Origin of the sequence: Austwickia sp., assembly GCA_016699675.1 — a bacterium.
Classification (GTDB): Bacteria; Actinomycetota; Actinomycetes; order Actinomycetales; family Dermatophilaceae; genus Austwickia.
The window spans coordinates 3,303,241-3,321,298 of the sequence record CP064985.1 but is presented as its reverse complement, the minus strand read 5'-3'; the positions used below and the strand labels follow the sequence as shown (position 1 = coordinate 3,321,298).

The 18,058-nt window shown below is 67.0% G+C and carries 20 protein-coding genes and 1 pseudogene; 4 read left to right on the top strand and 17 right to left on the bottom strand.

From position 1 onward, the window contains the following. Positions 1-29: 29 nt before the first annotated feature. Together IPK37_15210 and IPK37_15205 are read right to left on the bottom strand one after the other, a co-directional pair. Positions 30-311 (bottom strand): hypothetical protein, encoded by a 282-nt coding sequence (locus IPK37_15210; GenBank protein ID QQS00227.1) that lies wholly within the window; start codon positions 309-311, stop codon positions 30-32. A 103-nt stretch (positions 312-414) separates the two neighbouring features. Next, positions 415-681 carry a hypothetical protein gene (locus IPK37_15205; GenBank protein ID QQS02923.1) on the bottom strand — a complete coding sequence of 89 codons (267 nt, stop codon included), beginning with the start codon at positions 679-681 and terminating at the stop codon, positions 415-417. A gap of 97 nt (positions 682-778) precedes the next feature. Here IPK37_15205 and IPK37_15200 point away from each other — a divergent pair, with 97 nt between their 5' ends. After that, on the top strand, positions 779-1,225 hold the full coding sequence (locus IPK37_15200; protein ID QQS00226.1) for a protein phosphatase: 447 nt from the start codon (positions 779-781) through the stop codon (positions 1,223-1,225). A 9-nt stretch (positions 1,226-1,234) separates the two neighbouring features. On the opposite strand, the gene IPK37_15195 is transcribed toward IPK37_15200, so the two are convergent. The 11 genes from IPK37_15195 to IPK37_15145 all read right to left on the bottom strand — a co-directional run bounded on the left by IPK37_15195 (position 1,235) and on the right by IPK37_15145 (position 11,958). Then, the gene (locus IPK37_15195) at positions 1,235-2,899 is read right to left on the bottom strand and encodes a hypothetical protein (GenBank protein ID QQS00225.1); all 1,665 of its coding nucleotides are present in this window, start codon (positions 2,897-2,899) and stop codon (positions 1,235-1,237) included. A gap of 9 nt (positions 2,900-2,908) precedes the next feature. Continuing rightward, entirely contained in the window at positions 2,909-3,250 is a 342-nt protein-coding gene (locus tag IPK37_15190) for a helix-turn-helix transcriptional regulator (protein QQS00224.1), read from the bottom strand. Beyond that, on the bottom strand, positions 3,250-4,377 hold the full coding sequence (locus tag IPK37_15185) for a site-specific integrase (protein QQS02922.1): 1,128 nt from the start codon (positions 4,375-4,377) through the stop codon (positions 3,250-3,252). The genes IPK37_15190 and IPK37_15185 overlap by 1 nt, the downstream gene beginning before the upstream one ends. A gap of 172 nt (positions 4,378-4,549) precedes the next feature. Beyond that, entirely contained in the window at positions 4,550-6,157 is a 1,608-nt protein-coding gene (locus tag IPK37_15180) for a peptidoglycan DD-metalloendopeptidase family protein (protein ID QQS00223.1), read from the bottom strand. Between the two features lie 13 nt (positions 6,158-6,170). Next, a complete protein-coding gene (locus IPK37_15175; GenBank protein ID QQS02921.1) occupies positions 6,171-6,851 on the bottom strand; it encodes a hypothetical protein in 681 nt (226 codons plus the stop codon). Positions 6,852-6,902: 51 nt separating this feature from the next. Continuing rightward, a complete protein-coding gene (locus IPK37_15170) occupies positions 6,903-7,895 on the bottom strand; it encodes a ParB N-terminal domain-containing protein (protein ID QQS00222.1) in 993 nt (330 codons plus the stop codon). Then, the gene (locus IPK37_15165; GenBank protein ID QQS00221.1) at positions 7,895-8,755 is read right to left on the bottom strand and encodes a hypothetical protein; all 861 of its coding nucleotides are present in this window, start codon (positions 8,753-8,755) and stop codon (positions 7,895-7,897) included. Before IPK37_15165 ends, IPK37_15170 begins: the two co-directional genes overlap by 1 nt. Positions 8,756-8,847: 92 nt before the next feature. Next, the gene (locus IPK37_15160; GenBank protein ID QQS00220.1) at positions 8,848-9,255 is read right to left on the bottom strand and encodes a hypothetical protein; all 408 of its coding nucleotides are present in this window, start codon (positions 9,253-9,255) and stop codon (positions 8,848-8,850) included. After that, positions 9,252-9,953: a DUF2637 domain-containing protein gene (locus IPK37_15155; protein QQS00219.1), complete on the bottom strand. Its 702-nt coding sequence runs from the start codon at positions 9,951-9,953 to the stop codon at positions 9,252-9,254. The genes IPK37_15160 and IPK37_15155 overlap by 4 nt, the downstream gene beginning before the upstream one ends. Further along, a complete protein-coding gene (locus tag IPK37_15150; protein ID QQS00218.1) occupies positions 9,950-10,885 on the bottom strand; it encodes a bifunctional DNA primase/polymerase in 936 nt (311 codons plus the stop codon). Before IPK37_15150 ends, IPK37_15155 begins: the two co-directional genes overlap by 4 nt. Next, on the bottom strand, positions 10,885-11,958 hold the full coding sequence (locus tag IPK37_15145; GenBank protein ID QQS00217.1) for an ImmA/IrrE family metallo-endopeptidase: 1,074 nt from the start codon (positions 11,956-11,958) through the stop codon (positions 10,885-10,887). The genes IPK37_15150 and IPK37_15145 overlap by 1 nt, the downstream gene beginning before the upstream one ends. A gap of 648 nt (positions 11,959-12,606) precedes the next feature. Here IPK37_15145 and IPK37_15140 point away from each other — a divergent pair. Then, positions 12,607-13,086, top strand: a complete 480-nt coding sequence (locus tag IPK37_15140) for a GNAT family N-acetyltransferase (protein QQS00216.1) — start codon at positions 12,607-12,609, stop codon at positions 13,084-13,086. Positions 13,087-13,275: 189 nt separating this feature from the next. Here IPK37_15140 and IPK37_15135 read toward each other — a convergent pair whose 3' ends face one another. The 4 genes from IPK37_15135 to IPK37_15120 all read right to left on the bottom strand — a co-directional run bounded on the left by IPK37_15135 (position 13,276) and on the right by IPK37_15120 (position 15,769). After that, positions 13,276-14,232: a helix-turn-helix transcriptional regulator gene (locus IPK37_15135; protein QQS02920.1), complete on the bottom strand. Its 957-nt coding sequence runs from the start codon at positions 14,230-14,232 to the stop codon at positions 13,276-13,278. Between the two features lie 85 nt (positions 14,233-14,317). Then, the gene (locus tag IPK37_15130) at positions 14,318-14,878 is read right to left on the bottom strand and encodes a dihydrofolate reductase family protein (GenBank protein ID QQS00215.1); all 561 of its coding nucleotides are present in this window, start codon (positions 14,876-14,878) and stop codon (positions 14,318-14,320) included. A 1-nt stretch (position 14,879) separates the two neighbouring features. Beyond that, positions 14,880-15,371, bottom strand: a complete 492-nt coding sequence (locus tag IPK37_15125; GenBank protein QQS00214.1) for an SRPBCC domain-containing protein — start codon at positions 15,369-15,371, stop codon at positions 14,880-14,882. Continuing rightward, positions 15,371-15,769 carry a winged helix-turn-helix transcriptional regulator gene (locus IPK37_15120; GenBank protein ID QQS00213.1) on the bottom strand — a complete coding sequence of 133 codons (399 nt, stop codon included), beginning with the start codon at positions 15,767-15,769 and terminating at the stop codon, positions 15,371-15,373. Before IPK37_15120 ends, IPK37_15125 begins: the two co-directional genes overlap by 1 nt. A 188-nt stretch (positions 15,770-15,957) precedes the next feature. Here IPK37_15120 and IPK37_15115 point away from each other — a divergent pair, with 188 nt between their 5' ends. Further along, complete coding sequence (locus IPK37_15115) at positions 15,958-16,419, top strand: hypothetical protein (protein QQS00212.1); 462 nt, start codon at positions 15,958-15,960, stop codon at positions 16,417-16,419. 228 nt (positions 16,420-16,647) lie between these two features. Continuing rightward, positions 16,648-18,051, top strand: a pseudogene (locus tag IPK37_15110) (IS1380 family transposase). Positions 18,052-18,058: the final 7 nt, after the last annotated feature.

The following is an 18,058-nucleotide window of genomic DNA, read 5'->3' as shown; positions in this document are numbered from 1 at the left end:
ACAAGACCTGCCTTCCTCGCGCACTGCGCTCAGACGGCTTGGCCGACGCCCCAGAAGAAGTTCACGAGCGCGACGCTCGCGCCGCAGATGATCGCTGCGCCGCAGGACACGAGGACGCCGATCTTTCCCCGCCCGGCGAGGTGCGGGTTGCTGGAGTTGGCGCCGTAGGCCCACACGATCGCTGAGACGATCAGGGCGAGGACGGCCAGGATCAGGCCCACCGTCATCACGGCACCGACGATGGTGCGGAGCTGTTCGATACCGGGAAGGCCGGTGCCATTGGGGTCGATGTCGATCACGACGTTCTCCATTCACGCTGAGGTTTGCTTCTGCCCACAGGTGCACCCCGCCCACCAGCACCCGCCCAGCCATGACGAAGGCCCGCCCCCGAAGGGGCGGGCCAGGGGGCGAGGGTCAGAGTCGTTGGCCGAGGGCGATGAGCCAGTTCATCCACGCCACCCCGCCGCCGGCGAGGACGGCGGCTCCGAGGGCGACGAGCACGCCGACCCGGCCCTTGGCGGCGGCGGCGTAGTTGCCGTGTGCGGCGGCGACGGCCCAGCAGATCGCCGAGACGATCAGCATGAGCACGGCGATGATGAGCACGAACATGAACAGCGCACCGACGACCTGCTTCAGATCACCGATCCCCGCCAAGCCGTCGAAGTCCGGGAACACGTCCATCACGCACCAACCGGGGATCGCAAGTATTCGAAGCGTTCGAAATCCATGCTGGCGAGGTGCGCAGGCAGGACCGCCGCCGTCGGGCTAGCGTTGAAGTGTGGACGCATGGACTGACGAGCCGGGTGTGGTGGTGTTGCCCGACGGGCGACGCATCCGCGGCGTCGGCGTGCGCCGGCCGCGCGGCGATGTGCCTGCCCCCGATTTCGCGGTCTATCTACTTGGCCGTGACCCAGCGCCTGGTCCTTGGCCTCCTCGCTGGGTGCGGTGGCGAGACTTCCGGCTACCGGACTCGACCGACGACGCGACGACGGCGCTGCGTGAGGCGTGGGAACGTGCCGGTGAGGAGCGAGTCGAGATCGGGTGTGGCGGCGGCATCGGGCGGACCGGGACGGCTTTGGCGCTGCTGGCAACGATGAGCGGTGTCGCGCCAGAAGACGCGGTGGCGTGGGTCCGTTCCCACTATCACCGGCGAGCTGTCGAGACGGGCAGGCAACGACGCTGGGTAGAGCAGACCGCGACCTTGCTTCAGACGGAGCGGGAGTGACCTTGGTCGTCAGCGTCGGGCGGCGGCGTAGGTGTTCCAGGCTGAGCCGGTGAGTTCAGCCCAGCGGGTCGCGGTGGTGATGTGGATGCCGATGAGCGAGGCGAACACGGCGGGCGGGGTCGTGGAGGCCAGGTGCAGTAGCGCGGTGCTCCGGCTGGCGCGGGTGAAGATGCCGAGCTGGTTCATCCGCCGCATGAGTGAAGCGGGATGAAGATGGGTGCCCGCGTTCTTGCCAGTGAACAGCCACCGGGCATCAGCCAGGATGCTCGCAGTGCCGAACGGCTTGACGACCGGTAGCGCGGTGACCAGCCCGTCCAGAGGCGGGATCAGCAGCAGCGGTTCGCGGCCGAGCCGCAGATAGGTTCCCGTGTCGCGGACCTCGATGTCGTCGGTGGTGAGGGCGGCGATCTTCGCGACGGGCTGGGCATAGAGCAGGATCAGGCAGGCGGCGGCGCGATCCTCGATGCTGGCGACGGTGGAGTCGTGCAGGAGTCGGCGGGCAAGGGCCAGCTGATCTTCGGCGTCAACCTGATGGGCGGGGTCTTTCGCCGCGACGGGTTCGGGCAACGTGACTCGGGGTAGGTAGCCGCCTCGTGTGAGCCAGCGGACGAACCCCAGGCGGGTGCTGCGGCTCGTGCTGAGCCAGGCGTCCACGCAGGCTTGCGGGCAGTCGTCGAGGGTGTGACCGCCCGCGGTCAGGTCGTCGAGAAAGGCGTGGGCGGTGTGAATGTCGCTGCGGCAGCGTGCGGCGACATGAGCGGTGAGGTGGCCGTGGCGGTTGGTCTTGGCGCGGCCGACGACGTGCCAGCGGGCATAGCGGGACAGCACGCCGCGCAGCTCGGGATCGGTGATGTCGGCGCCGGCTTCGGCGGCGTGGCGGTGTAGCCGGGCGGCGTTCTCGTCCCGGGGCGGCAACGCGCCGGAGGCGACGAGCATCGCGCGCAGGTAGGTCACCGAGAACACTTGCGGGCGGGCATCGAGAGCATCGTGTGACAGGTCGAGCCGGCCTTGAGCGATGTCGGTGAGCAGGTGCAGGCTCGGCAAGTCGTGCCAGTTGTTCAGCAGCGAGCGGGGTTGGCGTAGCTCGGTCAGGGCATCGCGGACGGGTTTCAGCTCGGGTCGGATCGTGCCGTCCGGGCCGGTGAGCGCGGCGTCGATCTGCTGGGTGGCTTGGCAGGCGAAGCAACGGGGCCGGCCGTGGTTGGTGGTTCGCCGGCCGAGCGACCGCTGGCCGCAGATGGAGCAGTCGATGACCGGCGCTTGGTAGCAGGTCGGGCAGACGTCCGGGCTCGCGGCGGTCGCTTTCAACGCGACTCGCTTGAGCCGGCCGCAGACGCCGCAGGACCGACGCGGGTGCCGGTAGCAGCGAACGCAGAGATTCCGCGATCCATCGGACTTCCCGCCAGCTCGGGTGGCGAGCGGGCCGATAGTGCCGCATCCCTCGCAAGCATCCTCACCGGCGCGGTTTCGGGCGTAGCAGGTGGTGCAGATAGCGCCGCCGTCGCTGGTGCGGGCGTTGACTCGCCGCTGCCTGCCGCAGCCGGTGCAGGTCTCCTGGGGTGAGCGGCGGGCGCGGCAAGCCCGACACTCACCCCGGTTGAGTGTGTGGTTCCAGCGCAGGTTCCTCACCCGTCCGCAGCGGAAACACTCACCGGGGACGATCGTGCTCGCCATCTGGTCCGGTCAGTCCCCAGCAGGCTTGATGACTGCGCGAGTTGGACGGTTCCGGCTGGGCTTGGACTGCGTGCTGGTGCCGGTGGTGCCGGTCTTGCGTCCGCGCCGCGAGCTGGTGGCGACGTAGGGCTCGATCAGGTCGTTGGGGGTGACGTCGAGGATGTCGCAGAGCGCGGCGAGCAGCCGCATGTTCAACCGCTCCGGCTCGCCGGTGACGATCCGGTAGACCTGGGTCGAGGTCATCACCACGCCCCGGTCGGCCAGCAGCGGCACCAGTTCGGTGGTGGCGTTCATGCCGTGCTCGTTCATGATCTTGCGCAGGTGCCAGTGGTAGGCGACGGTCTTCGTCATCAGCGTGATCCTTCCTCGGTTGCGGTCGGTGGGGTGAACGCGGCGTCCAGGGCGCGGCGCAGGGTGCGGTTGCGGTAGTCGCCCGAGACGCCGGTGTAGAGGGCTGTGGTCGATCCCCACCGGTGCCCGACCTGCTGCTGCACGAACAGCGGGTCGAAGCCGTCCTCGATCAGATGGGTCACATACGAGTGCCGCAGACAGTGCGGGTGCAGCGCGGCGTCGAAGCCGAGGTCGTCGCGGTACTCGGCGAACCTCATCCCGATGTAGCTGCCCGTGATCCTGGATTGTCGTTCGGTCGGCCACAGCATCCCGGCGCCTGCCGTGTCGAACAGCGGCAGCACGTCGGTGACGTATTCCTCGATCACTGGGCGGGTCCAGTCGAACACCGCCAGCACCGCCCGCCGACGGGGCGGGGAGCCTTTGCTGGCCTTGCCCCAGCGGACGTTGCAGACCCCGAACCGGCCGAACTCGATCGCGGTCGGGTTGCGGGTGAAGTCATGCAGGTCCAGCATCCCGACCTCGCGGCGGCGCAGCCCGAAGGCGTAGATCATCTTGAACAGGGTCGCGTCGCGGAACACCGACTTCCAGCCCTTCTTTCCGCGCGTGCGAGCATGGTCGGCGCGATCGTCGGCGTAGTCGAAGAAGGCTTGTACCTCTTCCCGCGACAGTGGCCGGACCGCCGGGCGTGCCTCGTGATCGCTGGTGTGGGTCGCGGTGTTCCACTCATGGCAGACCTGCACCGGATGAGCGCCGAACAGTTCCTCGCATCGCTCCATCCAGCCGTAGCGGCGGTCGGTCAGGTAGTCGCAGAACAACGCGACCGCGTTCTGATACGAGCGGATCGTGCCGTGCGAGCACGGCTTGTCGCCGGAGACCAGCTCGGTCGTCCACTCCTCGACATCGGCGGGCGACCACTCCCACGGCAAGCTCCCGCAGAACACGGCGAACCGGCGCACCTGCGACAAGCGCGCCCCGATCGTCTTGGGGTTCAGCATCCGTGAGACCTGCTGCGCCGACCAGCCCGTGAGCATGTCATCGAAGACCTGCTCCGCCGGACGCAGCAACGCCACGTTGCCCGCCCGCAACGCCGTCACCGATCCGGCGCGGTTCCCGTCCTCGAAGTCCACTCCAACAGTCTTACATCTAATGTATGAAAAGTACATCTAACGTAAGACTTGGTGCGTTTCCCCTGGTCAAGAGCCGGGTTCAAGGCTCAGATCAGTGACCCCTGGTACCCTTGCCTGACCAGCGAATACGCACGATTCCGGCCGTCGCGGATTACATCTAACGTAATAATTGCTAGTTTTCTTTCACGGTGACGTGCAGGTGGTCATAGTGGCCTCCGGTGACGTTGCCGGGGTCGTGCATCCCGCCGCCGTTGTAGGGCCGCCACCCCTGGTCGTCTCGGGCGAGGGACCAGATTTTGCCTTGCCAGATCAGGTACTCGACGCCGAGCACTTCGGCGTTGTCTTTCATCCAGTTGGTGACCTTCCAGCCGGCTTCCAACTGGCTCGGTGTCGGGTAGTGGCCGATGGCGTTGCCGAGGGTGATGTCGCACGCCCGCCCGAGCGGGTGCTCCGACTTGGTGCCGGGGCGCGGTGAGTAGCAGCCCCAGCCGGTGTCGGGGAACGCGGCTTTGGTCTGGGCCATGAGGTGCGCGAGTCGGGCGGTGATCTTCCCGTTGCTGGTGGGGTCGTCCACCATCTGATCCGGGTCACCCGTCAACGGGGCCGGCGCGCCAGCCGTGCCGCTCTGGCATCCCTCGGCCGGACCGGAAGCGGCTTCGGGAAGGTTCGCCGCGCCGTGGTCGTTTAGCCACTTCGCCGGGTCGATCGCTTCGCCGTTGGTGCCGCCGGGCCGGACCTCGAAGTGCAGATGCGCGCCCGTGCTCATGCCCGAGGAGCCGACATCGCCGATGTGCTGTCCGGCGCTCACGCGGTCTCCGACATGAACGAGGATGCCGGACTGCCACATGTGCGCGTAGGCGGTCGCGACGGTCTGGCCGTCGATGGTGTGCTCGATGACGATGAGCCCGCCGTAGCCGCCGCTGAACTCGGCGACGGTCACGGTGCCGTCTGCGGCGGCGAGGATCGACGTGTCGACCGGGGCGGCCAGGTCCAGGCCGGTGTGGAAGGAGTGCTCGCCGGTGATCGGATGGATGCGCGGCCCGAACCCGTCGGTCTTGACCCACGTCCCCTCCGGCAGCGGGAACACCACCCGCGACGACTCCGCCACACCGACGACGGGGCCGCCACGCTCGCCGGTACGAGTGAGGGCGTCGAGGATCGCATCAGCAACGGGCGCGTAGCTGCGGTACCTGTCGGGAAACGCGCTGACCTCGACCGACTGGGCAGCCTCCCCGGGGTCCATCCGCTCCCAGCCGGGAATATCGAGCAGGCCACGCGGACTCGGGTAGTTCGGGCCAGCCGGGCCGCCGAAGAACGCGGCGGCTTGGTAGTTCGGGTCCATCAACTCGGCGACGGAGCCCCACCCCGATTGCGGGCGCATCTGGAACAACCCGAGGGAGTCGTGGTCGCCGCCGTTGCCGTCGTTGGGATAGTTCGCAGACTCGGGGTAGGCGCTGGTGTTGGACAGCATCCGCAGCGTGGACTCAGTGAGCGCCGCCATCAGCGCGACCTTCACGCCAGGCAGGCCTACCCCGTCGATCCGTCCTCCGACCGTGATGATCGTCGCGGCGTGGGTGAGCTGGCGCTTGTTGAGCGTGAAGGTGTAGCCGTCCGCGGTCGTCACGGTGAGGCTGTCGGGGACGTTGCCGACCGAGAGCGATCCGGCGGTGGTGCAGGCGGCGATGGCGGCGGGGTTCATCAGCACCCCGATCGCCAGCAGCAGCATCGCCGGGCCGAAGAACAGCGCGGCGAGCGCGAGAACAGCGAACTTCTTGAACACGAGATGCCCGTCCTCATCGCAGCGGGTTGTCGAGCTGGGACAGCCGCAACAGGTGACAGGTCGGATAGGCCGGCGTGCAGATGATGAACACGGTGAACGACACCGGATGCTCGCTCGTGACGGGTTCGCCGTTCCACAAGCCGTTGCGGTGCCGGGTGCCCTCGATCGTGAACGCCGTCGTGCCGGGCGCGATCTGCCCGCGCTGTGCCTGCGTCACGGCATCGGCCCACGCCTCCGGGATCACCGAGCGGTTGATGGTGAGGTGTTGGCGGGTCTCGTGCTTGCGCAGCTCGATCCATGCCTCCCGCGTCGGCAGGAAGCTCGCGAGGTCGGAGGCGAGGCCGGCCTGTTCGGTGCCGGACGGGTCACCGACATCGAGGATCGCCGCGGTGTAGTCCAGGGGCATGTGGCCGCTGGTGGTGTCCCACGCGAAGATCGCCTCCGCGACGTTGCGGGCGAACGTCTCCGGGTCCGCCGAGCGCGGCACGGTCGGGAGCCGTGGCGATGACGGCCCCGGCGTGGTCAGCGTGTGAGACGGCGACGGTGCGGGTTTGGGTGCCGGCGTGTTGGTGGTGCGGGGGCCGAGGATGAGGCCGTAGATGCCGACCCCGGTGAGGATCAGCAGTACGAGGCCGGCGGCGATGAGCGCGATCAGGCGGCCACGCGGAAACGACGGAGAGGGAGAAGTCTTCATGCCTGCCAGGTGCACCCCGACCGCCAGCCGGCCAAAGCCGAGGATCGTGAATCAGAGTGCGCGCAGGCGTGGAACCTCTGGCTCTTGTTGGCGTGCGGCTTGGAGGTCGGTGGCGAACTGGCGGGTGCCTTCGGCGGTCACGTAGAACGCTTCGGCCTGCTCGTCGGTGAGCTGGGCGGCGAGCTCGTCCAGGTCGTAGTGCAGCCACCAGGAATCGAGCTCGGTCCAGGTCAGCACGAACGCCCGCACCGCATACCTGGCATCCGGCACCACCTGCGCAGCAGGGGTGGTCTTCTTCGCCCTCTTCTTGCCCTTCTGCTCCTTCGTCTGGGCGTCCACGCGGGCGAGGGCTCGTTCGGCCAGGTCGTGCAGATGAGCGTCATCGGAGGCTTGGTGGATGTCGCGGATGCGCTGATACACCGGATCGACCGGCCCGCCGGCCTCGATCTTCACCAACCCCGCCCGCGCCCCAGTTCGCAACGGTTCGGGGGTGTCGGGGTCGGTGGCGAGGTGTTGCAGGTAGCCGATCTTGTCCATCGTCTTGTACGAGGGTGCGCCGGGGATCATCGCGGCGGCCTGCTCTCGGACCTTACCCGGCGGGGTCAACGGGGGTGGAAAGTTTCCACCCCCGTTCCACCGCGGCTGATGCTCCGTCGAGAACTGCGTCGCAGCGTCCCTGCGGGCGGCGTCCTCGGCCATCAACGTCTTGATTTCGCGGTAGAGGCCGGCGGCTTCCAGCGGGGAGAGAGTCTTGTGGAGCTGGTTGTCGTCCTGCTCCGCGAGCAGGTGCCCCAACCTGTCCGAGATGCTGGATCGCACCCAGACGTTGACGGTGCGCCAGCCGAGCTGTCGGATCGCCGCGAGTCGACGCACCCCGCACACCAGCAGCCCGTCCGGGGTGATGGTGATGGGTTGCAGCAGCCCGTCCCGCTCGATCGACGCCGCGAGCGCGTCGAGGTCACCGAGGTCTCGGCGGTGGCGGCGGCCGACCTGGATCGACTCGACGGTCCGGTCGAGTTCGATGTGCCCCGTCGCGACGGTCATCAAGCACCCCTACGTCGGGTGTGGGGTGCGGCGTGGCTGATGGTCGCCACGAGCCCGTCATCGCCCAGCAGCACGGGCAGGCCCTCGCCGATAAGCAGCCGCAGCAGGATGCCGCGTCCTTCGCCGGTCGCCCCGTAGCCAGGAGTGGTGCGGCCAAGCAGCACCCGCAACAGGACCGTCCACGAGGCGGCGGGAACATCGAGCAGGGCGCGGGCATGCCGGTCGCGGCGCAGCGCCTCATAGGTGCCGGTGCGTGACCCGATCCGGGCGAGGGCTTCGCAGACGTGCTCGATCGCCGGGCGGGCAGCGCCCTCGGGCCAGCCCAGCAGCATGAACAACAAGATCGCGTCCTCCACCGCGCCGGTCACCGACGCCGGCTCACCCACATCCGCATCCGGCTCGTCGTCGTGGTGGTGGGGGTCAGTGACGTGGAACGCCGGGTGGTAGTCCGACAGGGTGTTCTCGCGTTCGGAGAGCCGTTCGGGATCGTGGAAGCAGGAGATGTGCGGACGCCGCGCTTGATGCACCGAGCACAGCAGCCCTTGGCCGCGCTCTTCGGCGACGCAGGTGATGCGTACCGCGTGCGTGACGACGGCCCAGGGGTCGTCGGCCTCACGGGCGGTGCGGGTACGCATCACGTCGAACGCCGCCGACGCGGCCTCCCACGGGTCCAGGCCGTGCTTGCGCGCCAACGGCGTGTACTTCTCCGCGGCGTAGGTCATCAGTTCGGCGGCTACCGGGTCGTGCTCCCACGCTCCGGGGCCGGCGTCGTGAAGCCGGTTCAGCAGGGCGCGCAGGCCCTCACCGCTGGTGTAGTCCTCACCCGCAAGATCGGTCGCCGTCGTTGTCGTCGTGGTCATGGTCGAGGCACCTCCTGGCAGGCAGGTGCGCCGGTCGCTCCGGGCAACCGTCACCCCGTCGTGCTGGGTGTCCATGACTCATCACCACCCCGTTACCTCATCCCGACCCCGGACCGTGCCGGACCCTCGACGTGCTGGCCGCGACGACCGAACGCCGACAACGGCGGCAACCGCTTCGCCCGCTCCGACAACGACCGCGCCCCCGCGGCGAGCGTCGAGCGGACACGGCGGCCCTGTTCGCTGTTGAACTCGATCCCACGCCCCGCCAGGGTTCCGCTGGAACGCACGATCAGATCGGTTGGGCGCACCCACTCCACGCCCCGGCCGCGCACCTGATCCATGCGCTGGCGCACCGCGTCGCGGCGGGCCGACGCTTGCTTGACCGCATCCGGTGTCCCCGCCACCTCGGCCGCCTCGGCTGCTTCGGTGTCGGGCTTCTTTGCCTGTTCGGGTTCGATGCGGCGGGGTGGCTGCTCGCGCATCAGGTCGTCGGTGCTCATGGTGTCGCTCCCTCCAAGATCGCCGCTGAGCGTGGCTGCTCGGGCTCATCGGGGTGGTGCGCGCCGGCGAACCAGCGACCCACCGTCGAGGGATGCACATCGAGCGTCCGGGCGATCTTCTTGTTCGACCACCCCGACTCCCGCAACTCCGCCGCCCGCACCCGACGATCCGGCTCGTCGGTAGGAACGAGGCGCGCCAGCTCGGGGATTGGCGACGCCACGGAAGGCAGTTCGTTCGGCGCGACTTCGAGCGCGACCGGCTCGCGCACTTCGGCGGCTTCGATCGTGGGTTGGGTGGTGGTGCGGATGAGGACGACAGTCAGATGGGTCGAGGCGAGCAGCACCACGGGTGGGACGGCCGCGACCGCCGCCGCCAGCCCAGCCGGTATGTCGGCATCGGCGGCGACGATCGCGTGCAGCGCGTTCGCGGTCACCGACACCGCAGCACCACCGATCAGCAGCGTCCACGGATACCAAGCCGCCCGCTCGCCCGCGAGCGCGACCACGGCGACCGTGGAGACGACGATCACGCCATCGACGATCAACGGCCACGCCCACGCTTGGCCCTCCCCGATGCCCGCTCGGCGGGCGAGGTCAGCCAGCGCGGTGAAGGACAGCCAGAACGCGCCGGCCGCGATGAACACGGTCCCGACGACCGAGGTGATGACCGCCCACCTGCGGCCCCGCCACCCGGTCACGACAACCCCCGCGACGCGGATTCTGGCGCTGCCCGATCACAGCGAACGAACCCATCGGCAGACGAGACAGGCGCGTCGGCGGTCTCGCGCTGGCGGGCTCCCGCGCCGACGCTTCGGTAGGCACTGTGAACGGTGCGGGTGATCTCCCGCTCGCCGAAGTCCGACTGCGCCGCGGTCACCATCGCGTCTACCGCATCGGCGACGGGCACGCCGCCTTCGGCGAGACGGCACGACGCCCAGAACAGTTTCAAGTTCCGGTCGGTCGCCTGCCGGCCCAGCCACGCCGCCAACCTGTCCGCGTCCGCGCCATCCCGGTCCCGCGCAGACGCCGGGTGGACAGTTGGGGCGGGGCGGGGGTCGAGGAAGTCACGCAGCCGGTCCGAGTCGACGGGCAACGGCTCTCCGAGGCATTCGCCGGCGCCGACCTTGTAGCGGCCGGCGATGCCGTCGATAATGCGGATCGAGGGCGGGGCGATGATGTAGCCGCCGTCGCCGCGGAAGTCGATACCCGCGCTGCCAGCCTGCCAGGACCGCTGTTCCACGCCCGGGATCGCCGGGAAGTAGGCGTGCTGTCCACCCGTCGGGGTGCTCACCAGCAGACCCCACCCCTTGACCAGGCCGGCGTCGCAGGCACGAATGAATGACCTCATGCCGTTGGCCGGGCCGTGCACGTCGACGTCCACCACGACCAGGCCCGACGCGGCACCGGTCGGGATGCCGATGTTCGCCCACGGATGCAGACGCCACCACGACCGCACCTGCCGCCGATCCGTCGTGGCATCCAAATGGCCGTGGCGAGTGAGCGGTGTCTTGCCGCCCGGCGCGCCCGGGAACACCGGCACGCCGCCCTCAGCGAGCCGCATCGCCGCATGATTCAGCCGCCAGCCACGGCCCGCCTTCGCGAGCACGTCCAGCGCCTCTCGCCCAGCCATCACAGCCCCCGTCCCACCAGTGCCGGCACACCCGCCGGCTGGGGCTTGGGCAACGGCGCCGCTGACCGCAACGACGCCTCCGGCGCGGGAGCATCCCGCGTGAGGCCAGGTGGAGTGCCGTTGGCGACCTGGAAGGTGTCGAGCTGGTCGAGGATGCCCAGCGCCGTCTTCCGCACCCGCTCCCCGGTGGCCTTGATGACCTCCGCAGGCTCGGTGTCCTTCACCGACGACGCCCACCCCGCCACATACGGGATCGTGTAGCCGCTGGTGTCCATGCCGTGCGCGGCGCCGATCATCAACGCGACCGACTCGGCTTCCACCTCGCGGATGCCGCGGTGCTGGCGGGCGTCCTCGTCCTTGGGGTCGTGCATCAGCACATGCGCCAGCTCGTGGATCAGCGTGGCGACCTGGTTGACCTCGGTCACGTCGGTGCGGACAGACACTTGCCGCGTCGTGTAGTCAGTCAGGCCGTCCGCGCCGCAGATCTGCCCGGCATCCGGCACCTGCACGACCTCGAACCCCAGCGCCTTGACTTGCGCAGCCAGGCCGTCCCACAACCCCACCGGGGCTTCGCCGTCCAGCAGTATCGGCGCGGGAGTCTCCGGGATCGGATCGCCCTCGGTCTGCGTCACGTCCCACACGTAGGCGGGCCGGGCGCCCACCATCCGGGTGCGCACGACCTCGTTGACCTTGTGCTTCTCCCGTGGTCCCAACCGGCGCCACGATGACGGATCAGTCGGGTTCGATGAGGCGAAGCGGCCGGTGACCGGGGCGAAGATCATGTAGCCCTGCTGGCCCTTCTGCACCTGCCGGCCGAGCTGCTGCCACTGCCGATAGCCGGCCACATGCGACGGCACCGGGTTCGGCACGTTGCCGGCCTCGAACGCGGCTTCGTGCTGGACCCAGATCAGCAGCGTGTTGTTGAACGACCTGCTTCGGAGCCTCGCAGCGAACGCCAACGCGCGCGCCCAGTCCTGTCCGGACACGAGCTGGTCGACCGCGCCCGTCAGCTTCTCGTGCAGTTCATCGAGCTTCGCATCACGCGCCGCCCGTACTTCCTCTGTCGTCGCCATCGCTGGACCTCCCTTCGCCGGGGTCGCTCCAGAAGGCGGGAGCGACCATGCGACTGTGAGGTACGCCGGGAAGGCCAAGACGAGACGGACAACAAGAGGATGACCGTCAGGGATCGAGACGAGCCCGACGAGTCTTTACCGGATTACACGACGAGGCGAGGTTAGGTGCCCCCGATGGCTGATCCTGCGGATAACACCCGGAAGCTTGCGTGGATCACCCGGCCACAGAGGAGGAACGGGAGCGGCTGATGGCCCGATACTTGCTCGGCGTCACACCGACGCTTCGGCGGAACTGACGGGCCGCAAAATCAGAATCACCCCATCCGACCTCGTGCGCAGTCATGTCGATCGGCGTGCCCGTAGTGCGCAGAAGAACCGACCGCCCGTGGGCAGAGTCGGCTCAGATGTGTCGACGGCTCGCGACCTCCCAGAACGACGAGACAGTTGCGATACTGGATGCATGGGATCGGACGTCGGACACTTCTTGCGAATCAAGCGTAAGCGCAGTCATCCCTTCCTCCTTTGCCATCACCTTCCAACCACAAGTCTGCGCCAGCGAACACGAGGATCACAGGGAGGTTCATCCGCCGATCTTGGCCTTTCTCGACGCCGCCCGTATCCACGCTCGGCGCTGTGCGTGAGTTCCCGATGACCACGGACATTCGCGTCATGCGAACCGGTGACCTCGACGGAGCCGTGCGGGTGTGGCGGGCAGCGAACCTGGCGCGCGACAAGCCGCCCAGCGCTGAGCGCGTCACGCGAATCATCGAAAAGTTGAATGAGTCGTCTGCCATCGTTTACGTCGCAGCCGAGGACGATCGGATCGAGGGCATGCTCCTATTGGAGCCATACCGCGCTGAGGAGGGGGTGGGCGCTCTAGTGCCAGATGCGTTGCACCTCTCGATGACCTTCATCGACCCCTCAGCCCAAGGTCGTGGGCTCGGCACCCGCCTAGTCGGTCACGCACTCGATCAAGCACGCAACGCCGGCCTGGCACGAGTATCGCTCTGGACGGGCCACGATAACACCGCGGCCCGGCGCCTCTATGAGAGTCTCGGCATGAAACCGTTTCGGACGCGACAGATCACCAGGACTGTCGCTTGGGTGGGCTACGAAACAAACCTCTGACATGGCTCACGGATGCGGGCTACGACCGTCGTGACCAACACGGAGTCGTCTTGGCCATCGGCCCTTCGTGTACAGGCGGATTGCTCTATTTGCACGCCGGCGTTACCTGTCGTGCTGGAGAAGTCGAGTACCCGAGGCGCTCAGCCCGGGTCAGTTCAATCCGAACTGCATCGACACTGTTCCACGGTTTCACCCGGTCGATTGTGCCCGCGCACGGCACAGCGCCCGGTAGTTCGTCGGTGTGACTCCCACGCTACGGCGGAACTGGCGGGCAGCGAAGTCAGAGTCGCTCCAACCCACATCCTGAGCGATCACCGCGATCGGCGCGTCCGTGGTGCGCAAAAGGCCGGCCATACGCTCAGTCCGCAGCATGGTCAGGTACGCGATGGGCGACTTCCCGAACGCCTCAACGAACACTCGACCTACCTGCGACCTGGACAGATGGACCTCATTGGCGAGGTCGGTCATGGACCAGCGGCGCTCCGGCTCTGCTTGTAGCAGTTCCGCTGCTCTACGTGCTTCTTGGCGCAACGGAGCAAAGCGGCGATGCCGTGGTGAAGTTGGCCAGGTCGTCGCACGTTGAGTAGGCGATGTGCGAATCGGCGAGGTCCTGATGAACGGCGCAATGACGTGAGCGACGCTGAACCACAGCGCCTGCATTCGATAGAAGTTCTGTACCGGCCGGCCCTCAACGCTCAGCGCGGTCAGCTCATCCAGCCACGGCATCAGGTTCCCGGCCAGATCCTCGTCGAGATGGAGAATCTGTGCTGGTTCGGTATAGATCGTTGCCGCGAAATACTGGGCGTGAAGCCGATCTTGCAGGAACCCGGCATACTGCCAGAAAATCTGATCGATCACGTAGTCTGTTTCGGCGCAAATGATCGTGATAGTTATGTGTCCCTCGGGCTCACAACCGCAGAGCGTATTCGCACCGAGCAGGACAACGTCACCCACCTTGACGGATTTCCGCCCGAACTCGCTCAATACAAAGGCTGAGCCATCTCGAACAACATAGATTTGGACACAATCGTAGGCTGCAGGTCCGAGCGGGCGGAAGCTTGTCTGGGTTCTCGCCGCTATCGGCGCTTGGCAACCTAGAGTTCGGCCGTACCCTGGCCAAGAATCTCGATTATCATGATTGCGCATCATCGTGCCGTGACGGAAACGGAGATCGGTCAACCCTGGTCCCAGTAACGGGACCAGGGCGGCTACGCCTCGTCCTGCCAGCGGCTCAGGTCAGAACGCGATACTGAAGGCGCACGACGCCGTTCCCGAAGCGGTGCTCGTCAAGCAACTCCAGCGTGGTGCGAGCGTCAGGCGACAATGCAGGCTTGCCGCCGCCTACGAGGACGGGAAGGACGTAGAGTTCGACCTCGTCGACCAGCCCAGCATTGAACGCCTCCGACGCCAGCTGTGCGCCGCCGATGGTCAGATTGCTGGTGGCCTTCGCCTTCATGTCGCGTACCGCGGCGACGTCGAAGCGGCGTTCGATTCGAGTATCGCCGGTTGACACGTCGGTCAGGGTGGTGGAGTACACGACTTTGCTCGCGGCCTTCCAGACCTTTACGAACTCGGCCATCAGGTCTGACTGTGCTGCGAGGGCAGGTTCAGTCTCCCAAACGGACATAGCTTCGTAGAGGCGCCGGCCGTAGAGGAAAGTGTCCGCTGACCGAAGAAGGTCTGTGTGTACGGCGAAGACTTCCTCGTCGATGGGGAACCAATCGAACTTTCCGCTTGCGTCCTCGACATACCCGTCAAGCGACATGTTGTTGGCATAAATCAGTTTGGACATCTTACTGTTCTCCTATCTCGGATGAGGGTGCTTGGACGGTCAGCAGTTCGGCGTCCAGCTTGATCAGCGCTTCGCTCCAACCTCGCCGGGCATTGCCCCGCTGCTCTGGTGGGAGCCACTGGCGGATCGTGAGCCGAGTTCGCCCATCGGTCTCGTCGGAAAACTCGTACCGAACTCTGGTCTGGAATGGCTCGATCCCTGCCGGAAGCTGTCCGCCGACATGCATCAAACCGTCGATGAGTTTGCCCTCGATCACGTCGGTCAAGTCAACATGGACCTGGACGCGGATTCGTGGATCGTCGGCGGACACCTCTGTCCATTGCTGGTGGCCGCCCGGACGGATGTCGAACTCGATCTCGTTTGAAGGCAGAGTGTTGCCAGCTGGGCCCCACCAAGCCATGAAATGGCTGGGATCAGTGAAGACCCGAAAGGCCAGATCCCGAGGCGCCGCCAGCACATGGGTGACGTCGATCTGTGGTGTTTCGGTAAGCATCAGTTTTCCTTCTCGTCGGAGATATCAGCGACCTCCTGGGACGCAAAACGCGTGGGAGTCGCCTCCTGCTCGGCGTCCTGGATAGCAGCGAGGTGGGCATCGAGCCGGGTAAGGGACGAGTCCCAAAACTCTCTGTAGCGTGCGATCCAATCGGCAGCATCGCGAAGCGGCGCGCCCTCTAGATGGCTCGCGCGCAATTTGCCTGAACGTGTACGCGAAATGAGCGCGGCCTGCTCAAGCACCTTGAGGTGCCTGGAAACGGCAGGCATCGACATGGGCAGGGGGGCAGTCAGTTCGGTGACTGTGGCATCACGCTCCGCCAGCTCAGCGAGGATCGCTCGCCGAGTCGGGTCTGCCAGCGCCGAGAACACGACGCTGAGTTGATCCGTGCCAGCCATGTCCACCTCCACTCATTTAACAAGCTCGTTAAGTATCCTACAGTAGATCCCGTACGTCCAGAGCGTGCGGGCGATCCCATGCGGCGAGACAGCCTTGACCGATGCAGCGAGAGGTGGTGCGTCGTGGCGGTTGAGGATCTGTCACCCCAGGGTTGACGTATCGAAAGGACTGTGCAAGCCTGAGCATCATGATCAGTAACCCCAGGGGTGACAAAGCCGCAGATGCAGGCATCGATGCTGACTGGGTCCGCGTGCTGGCTCACCGTCAGAAGGAGGGCCAGCATGTCGTCGAGACGGTCATCGAGCGATTTCGGGACGCAGGGGTCAGGCCGTCCGAGGTCGAGTCACATCTGTGCGATGGGGGCGATCGCCTCTACTCAGCAGCGAGACTTCACGATGAGCGGTGGGCGGACGAGTTCGGTGGCCCGCGAGCGGTCGCACTCCTGGCAGCGGAGGTCAGCGCGCTCATGTCCCATCTCGTCGCGCGCGCCGCGAGTGTGCGGTCTGTCGGCGTGGAGGCGCTACTCGACGAGTTCAGCGCCGTCACCGTCGCGAGCGTGATCGGCGTGGCTCGACAGAAGGTCTACGAACTCGCCAAGCCCGAAGTTGATGGCGACTACGTCGCCCATTCCCCGTGGAGGACGGAATGAACGAAATGTATGAGGCAGTGGAGCTTCCCGATCTGCCTGAGAAAGCACTGCTGCATCCGGCTGACATCGCGGAGGCGCGATCCCTATACGTCCGCGGATGGTGGTTCAGGCGCCTAGCCCGGAGATTTCATGGTTAGTGTGGCCGGTAAACGCTGAAAGGTGCTCTTGACCTGGGAGAATATCGATTGCTGAGGTCGATATTGCCGGGTCGAAGGGAGCACCTTTCAGGTGAAGCACACTACCCGGATCTACCCCAGAATCAAGGTCGACGCGGCCACCGTTCCGGCGGTTGCCCAGGCCGGTGGGGCGCTGCTGGCCCAGACTGCGACAGTGTCGGGGCTGGCCGCGACGTTGAGTGCGGCGCTGACGCCGTGGCGTAAGTCGCTGGCCCGGCATGACCCGGCCAAGGTGCTGCTCGATCTGGCGATCACGCTGGCCCTGGGTGGGGACGCCTGCCGCGACGTGACGTTGTTACGAGTCGAGCCCGCCCTGTACGGGCCGGTCGCTTCCGATGCGACGATTAGCCGGACGATCGCGTCCCTGACCTCGCAGGTCACCGCCGTGGAGAAGGCCGTGGCCGCGCCCGAACCGCGGCCCGCGCCCACGTGTGGCATCGGGCCGGAACCCATGCCCCGAACCACGCAGCCTCAGCAACCGATCCGCTGGTCATCGACCTTGACGCGACGCTGATCACGGCCCACTCCGAGAAGGGAGAACGCCGCCGCCACGTTCAAACATGGCTACGGCTTCCACCCGCTGTGCGCCTTCCTCGACCACGGCAAGACGGGCACCGGCGAACCGCTCGGCATGCTGCTGCGAGCGGGGAACGCTGGGTCGAACACGGCCGCTGACCACATCGCCGTGACCAAGACGGCGCTGGCGGCGGTGCCCGGGATCAACCCCTCCCGGCCCGGCAAGAAAGTCTTGATCCGCACCGACGGCGCCGGTGGCACCCGGGAGTTCCTGACCTTCCTGGACCGGCGCGGCCTGTCGTACTCCATCGGGTACACCCTGCCCACCAGCACGCCCCAGCTGTACGCGCTGATCCCCGAGACCGCCTGGCAGGTCGCCCTCGACGCCGACGGCGACGTCCGGGACGGCGCGGCCGTCGTCGAGCTCACCGACCTCCTCGCGGCTAAGGGTCTCCTCACGGGGTACCCGGCCGGGATGCGGGTCATCGTCCGACGCGAACGACCCCACCCCGGCGCCCAACTCCGCTTCACCGACGTCGAGGGGTACCGGCTGACCGCTTTCGTCACCAACACGACCCGTGGGCAACTGGCCGACCTGGAACTACGCCACCGGCGCCGGGCCCGCTGCGAAGACCGGATCCGCATCGCCAAAGACACCGGCCTGACCAACCTGCCCCTGCAGGGCTTCGCCCAGAACCGAATCTGGCTCCTGATCGTGCAACTCGCGAACGACCTGATCGCGTGGATGGGCATGCTGGCCTACCCCGAGCACCAGGCCCGCCGCTGGGAACCCAAGACGCTACGGCTGCGGCTCTTCACCATCGCAGCCACCCTGGCCCACACCGGTAGGCAACGCCTGCTCCACGTCAAGGTCACGGCGCCCTGGGCGGGACTCTTCACCACCGGATGGGACCGCCTCGCGATCCTGGCCCCGCCCTGAGCAACGC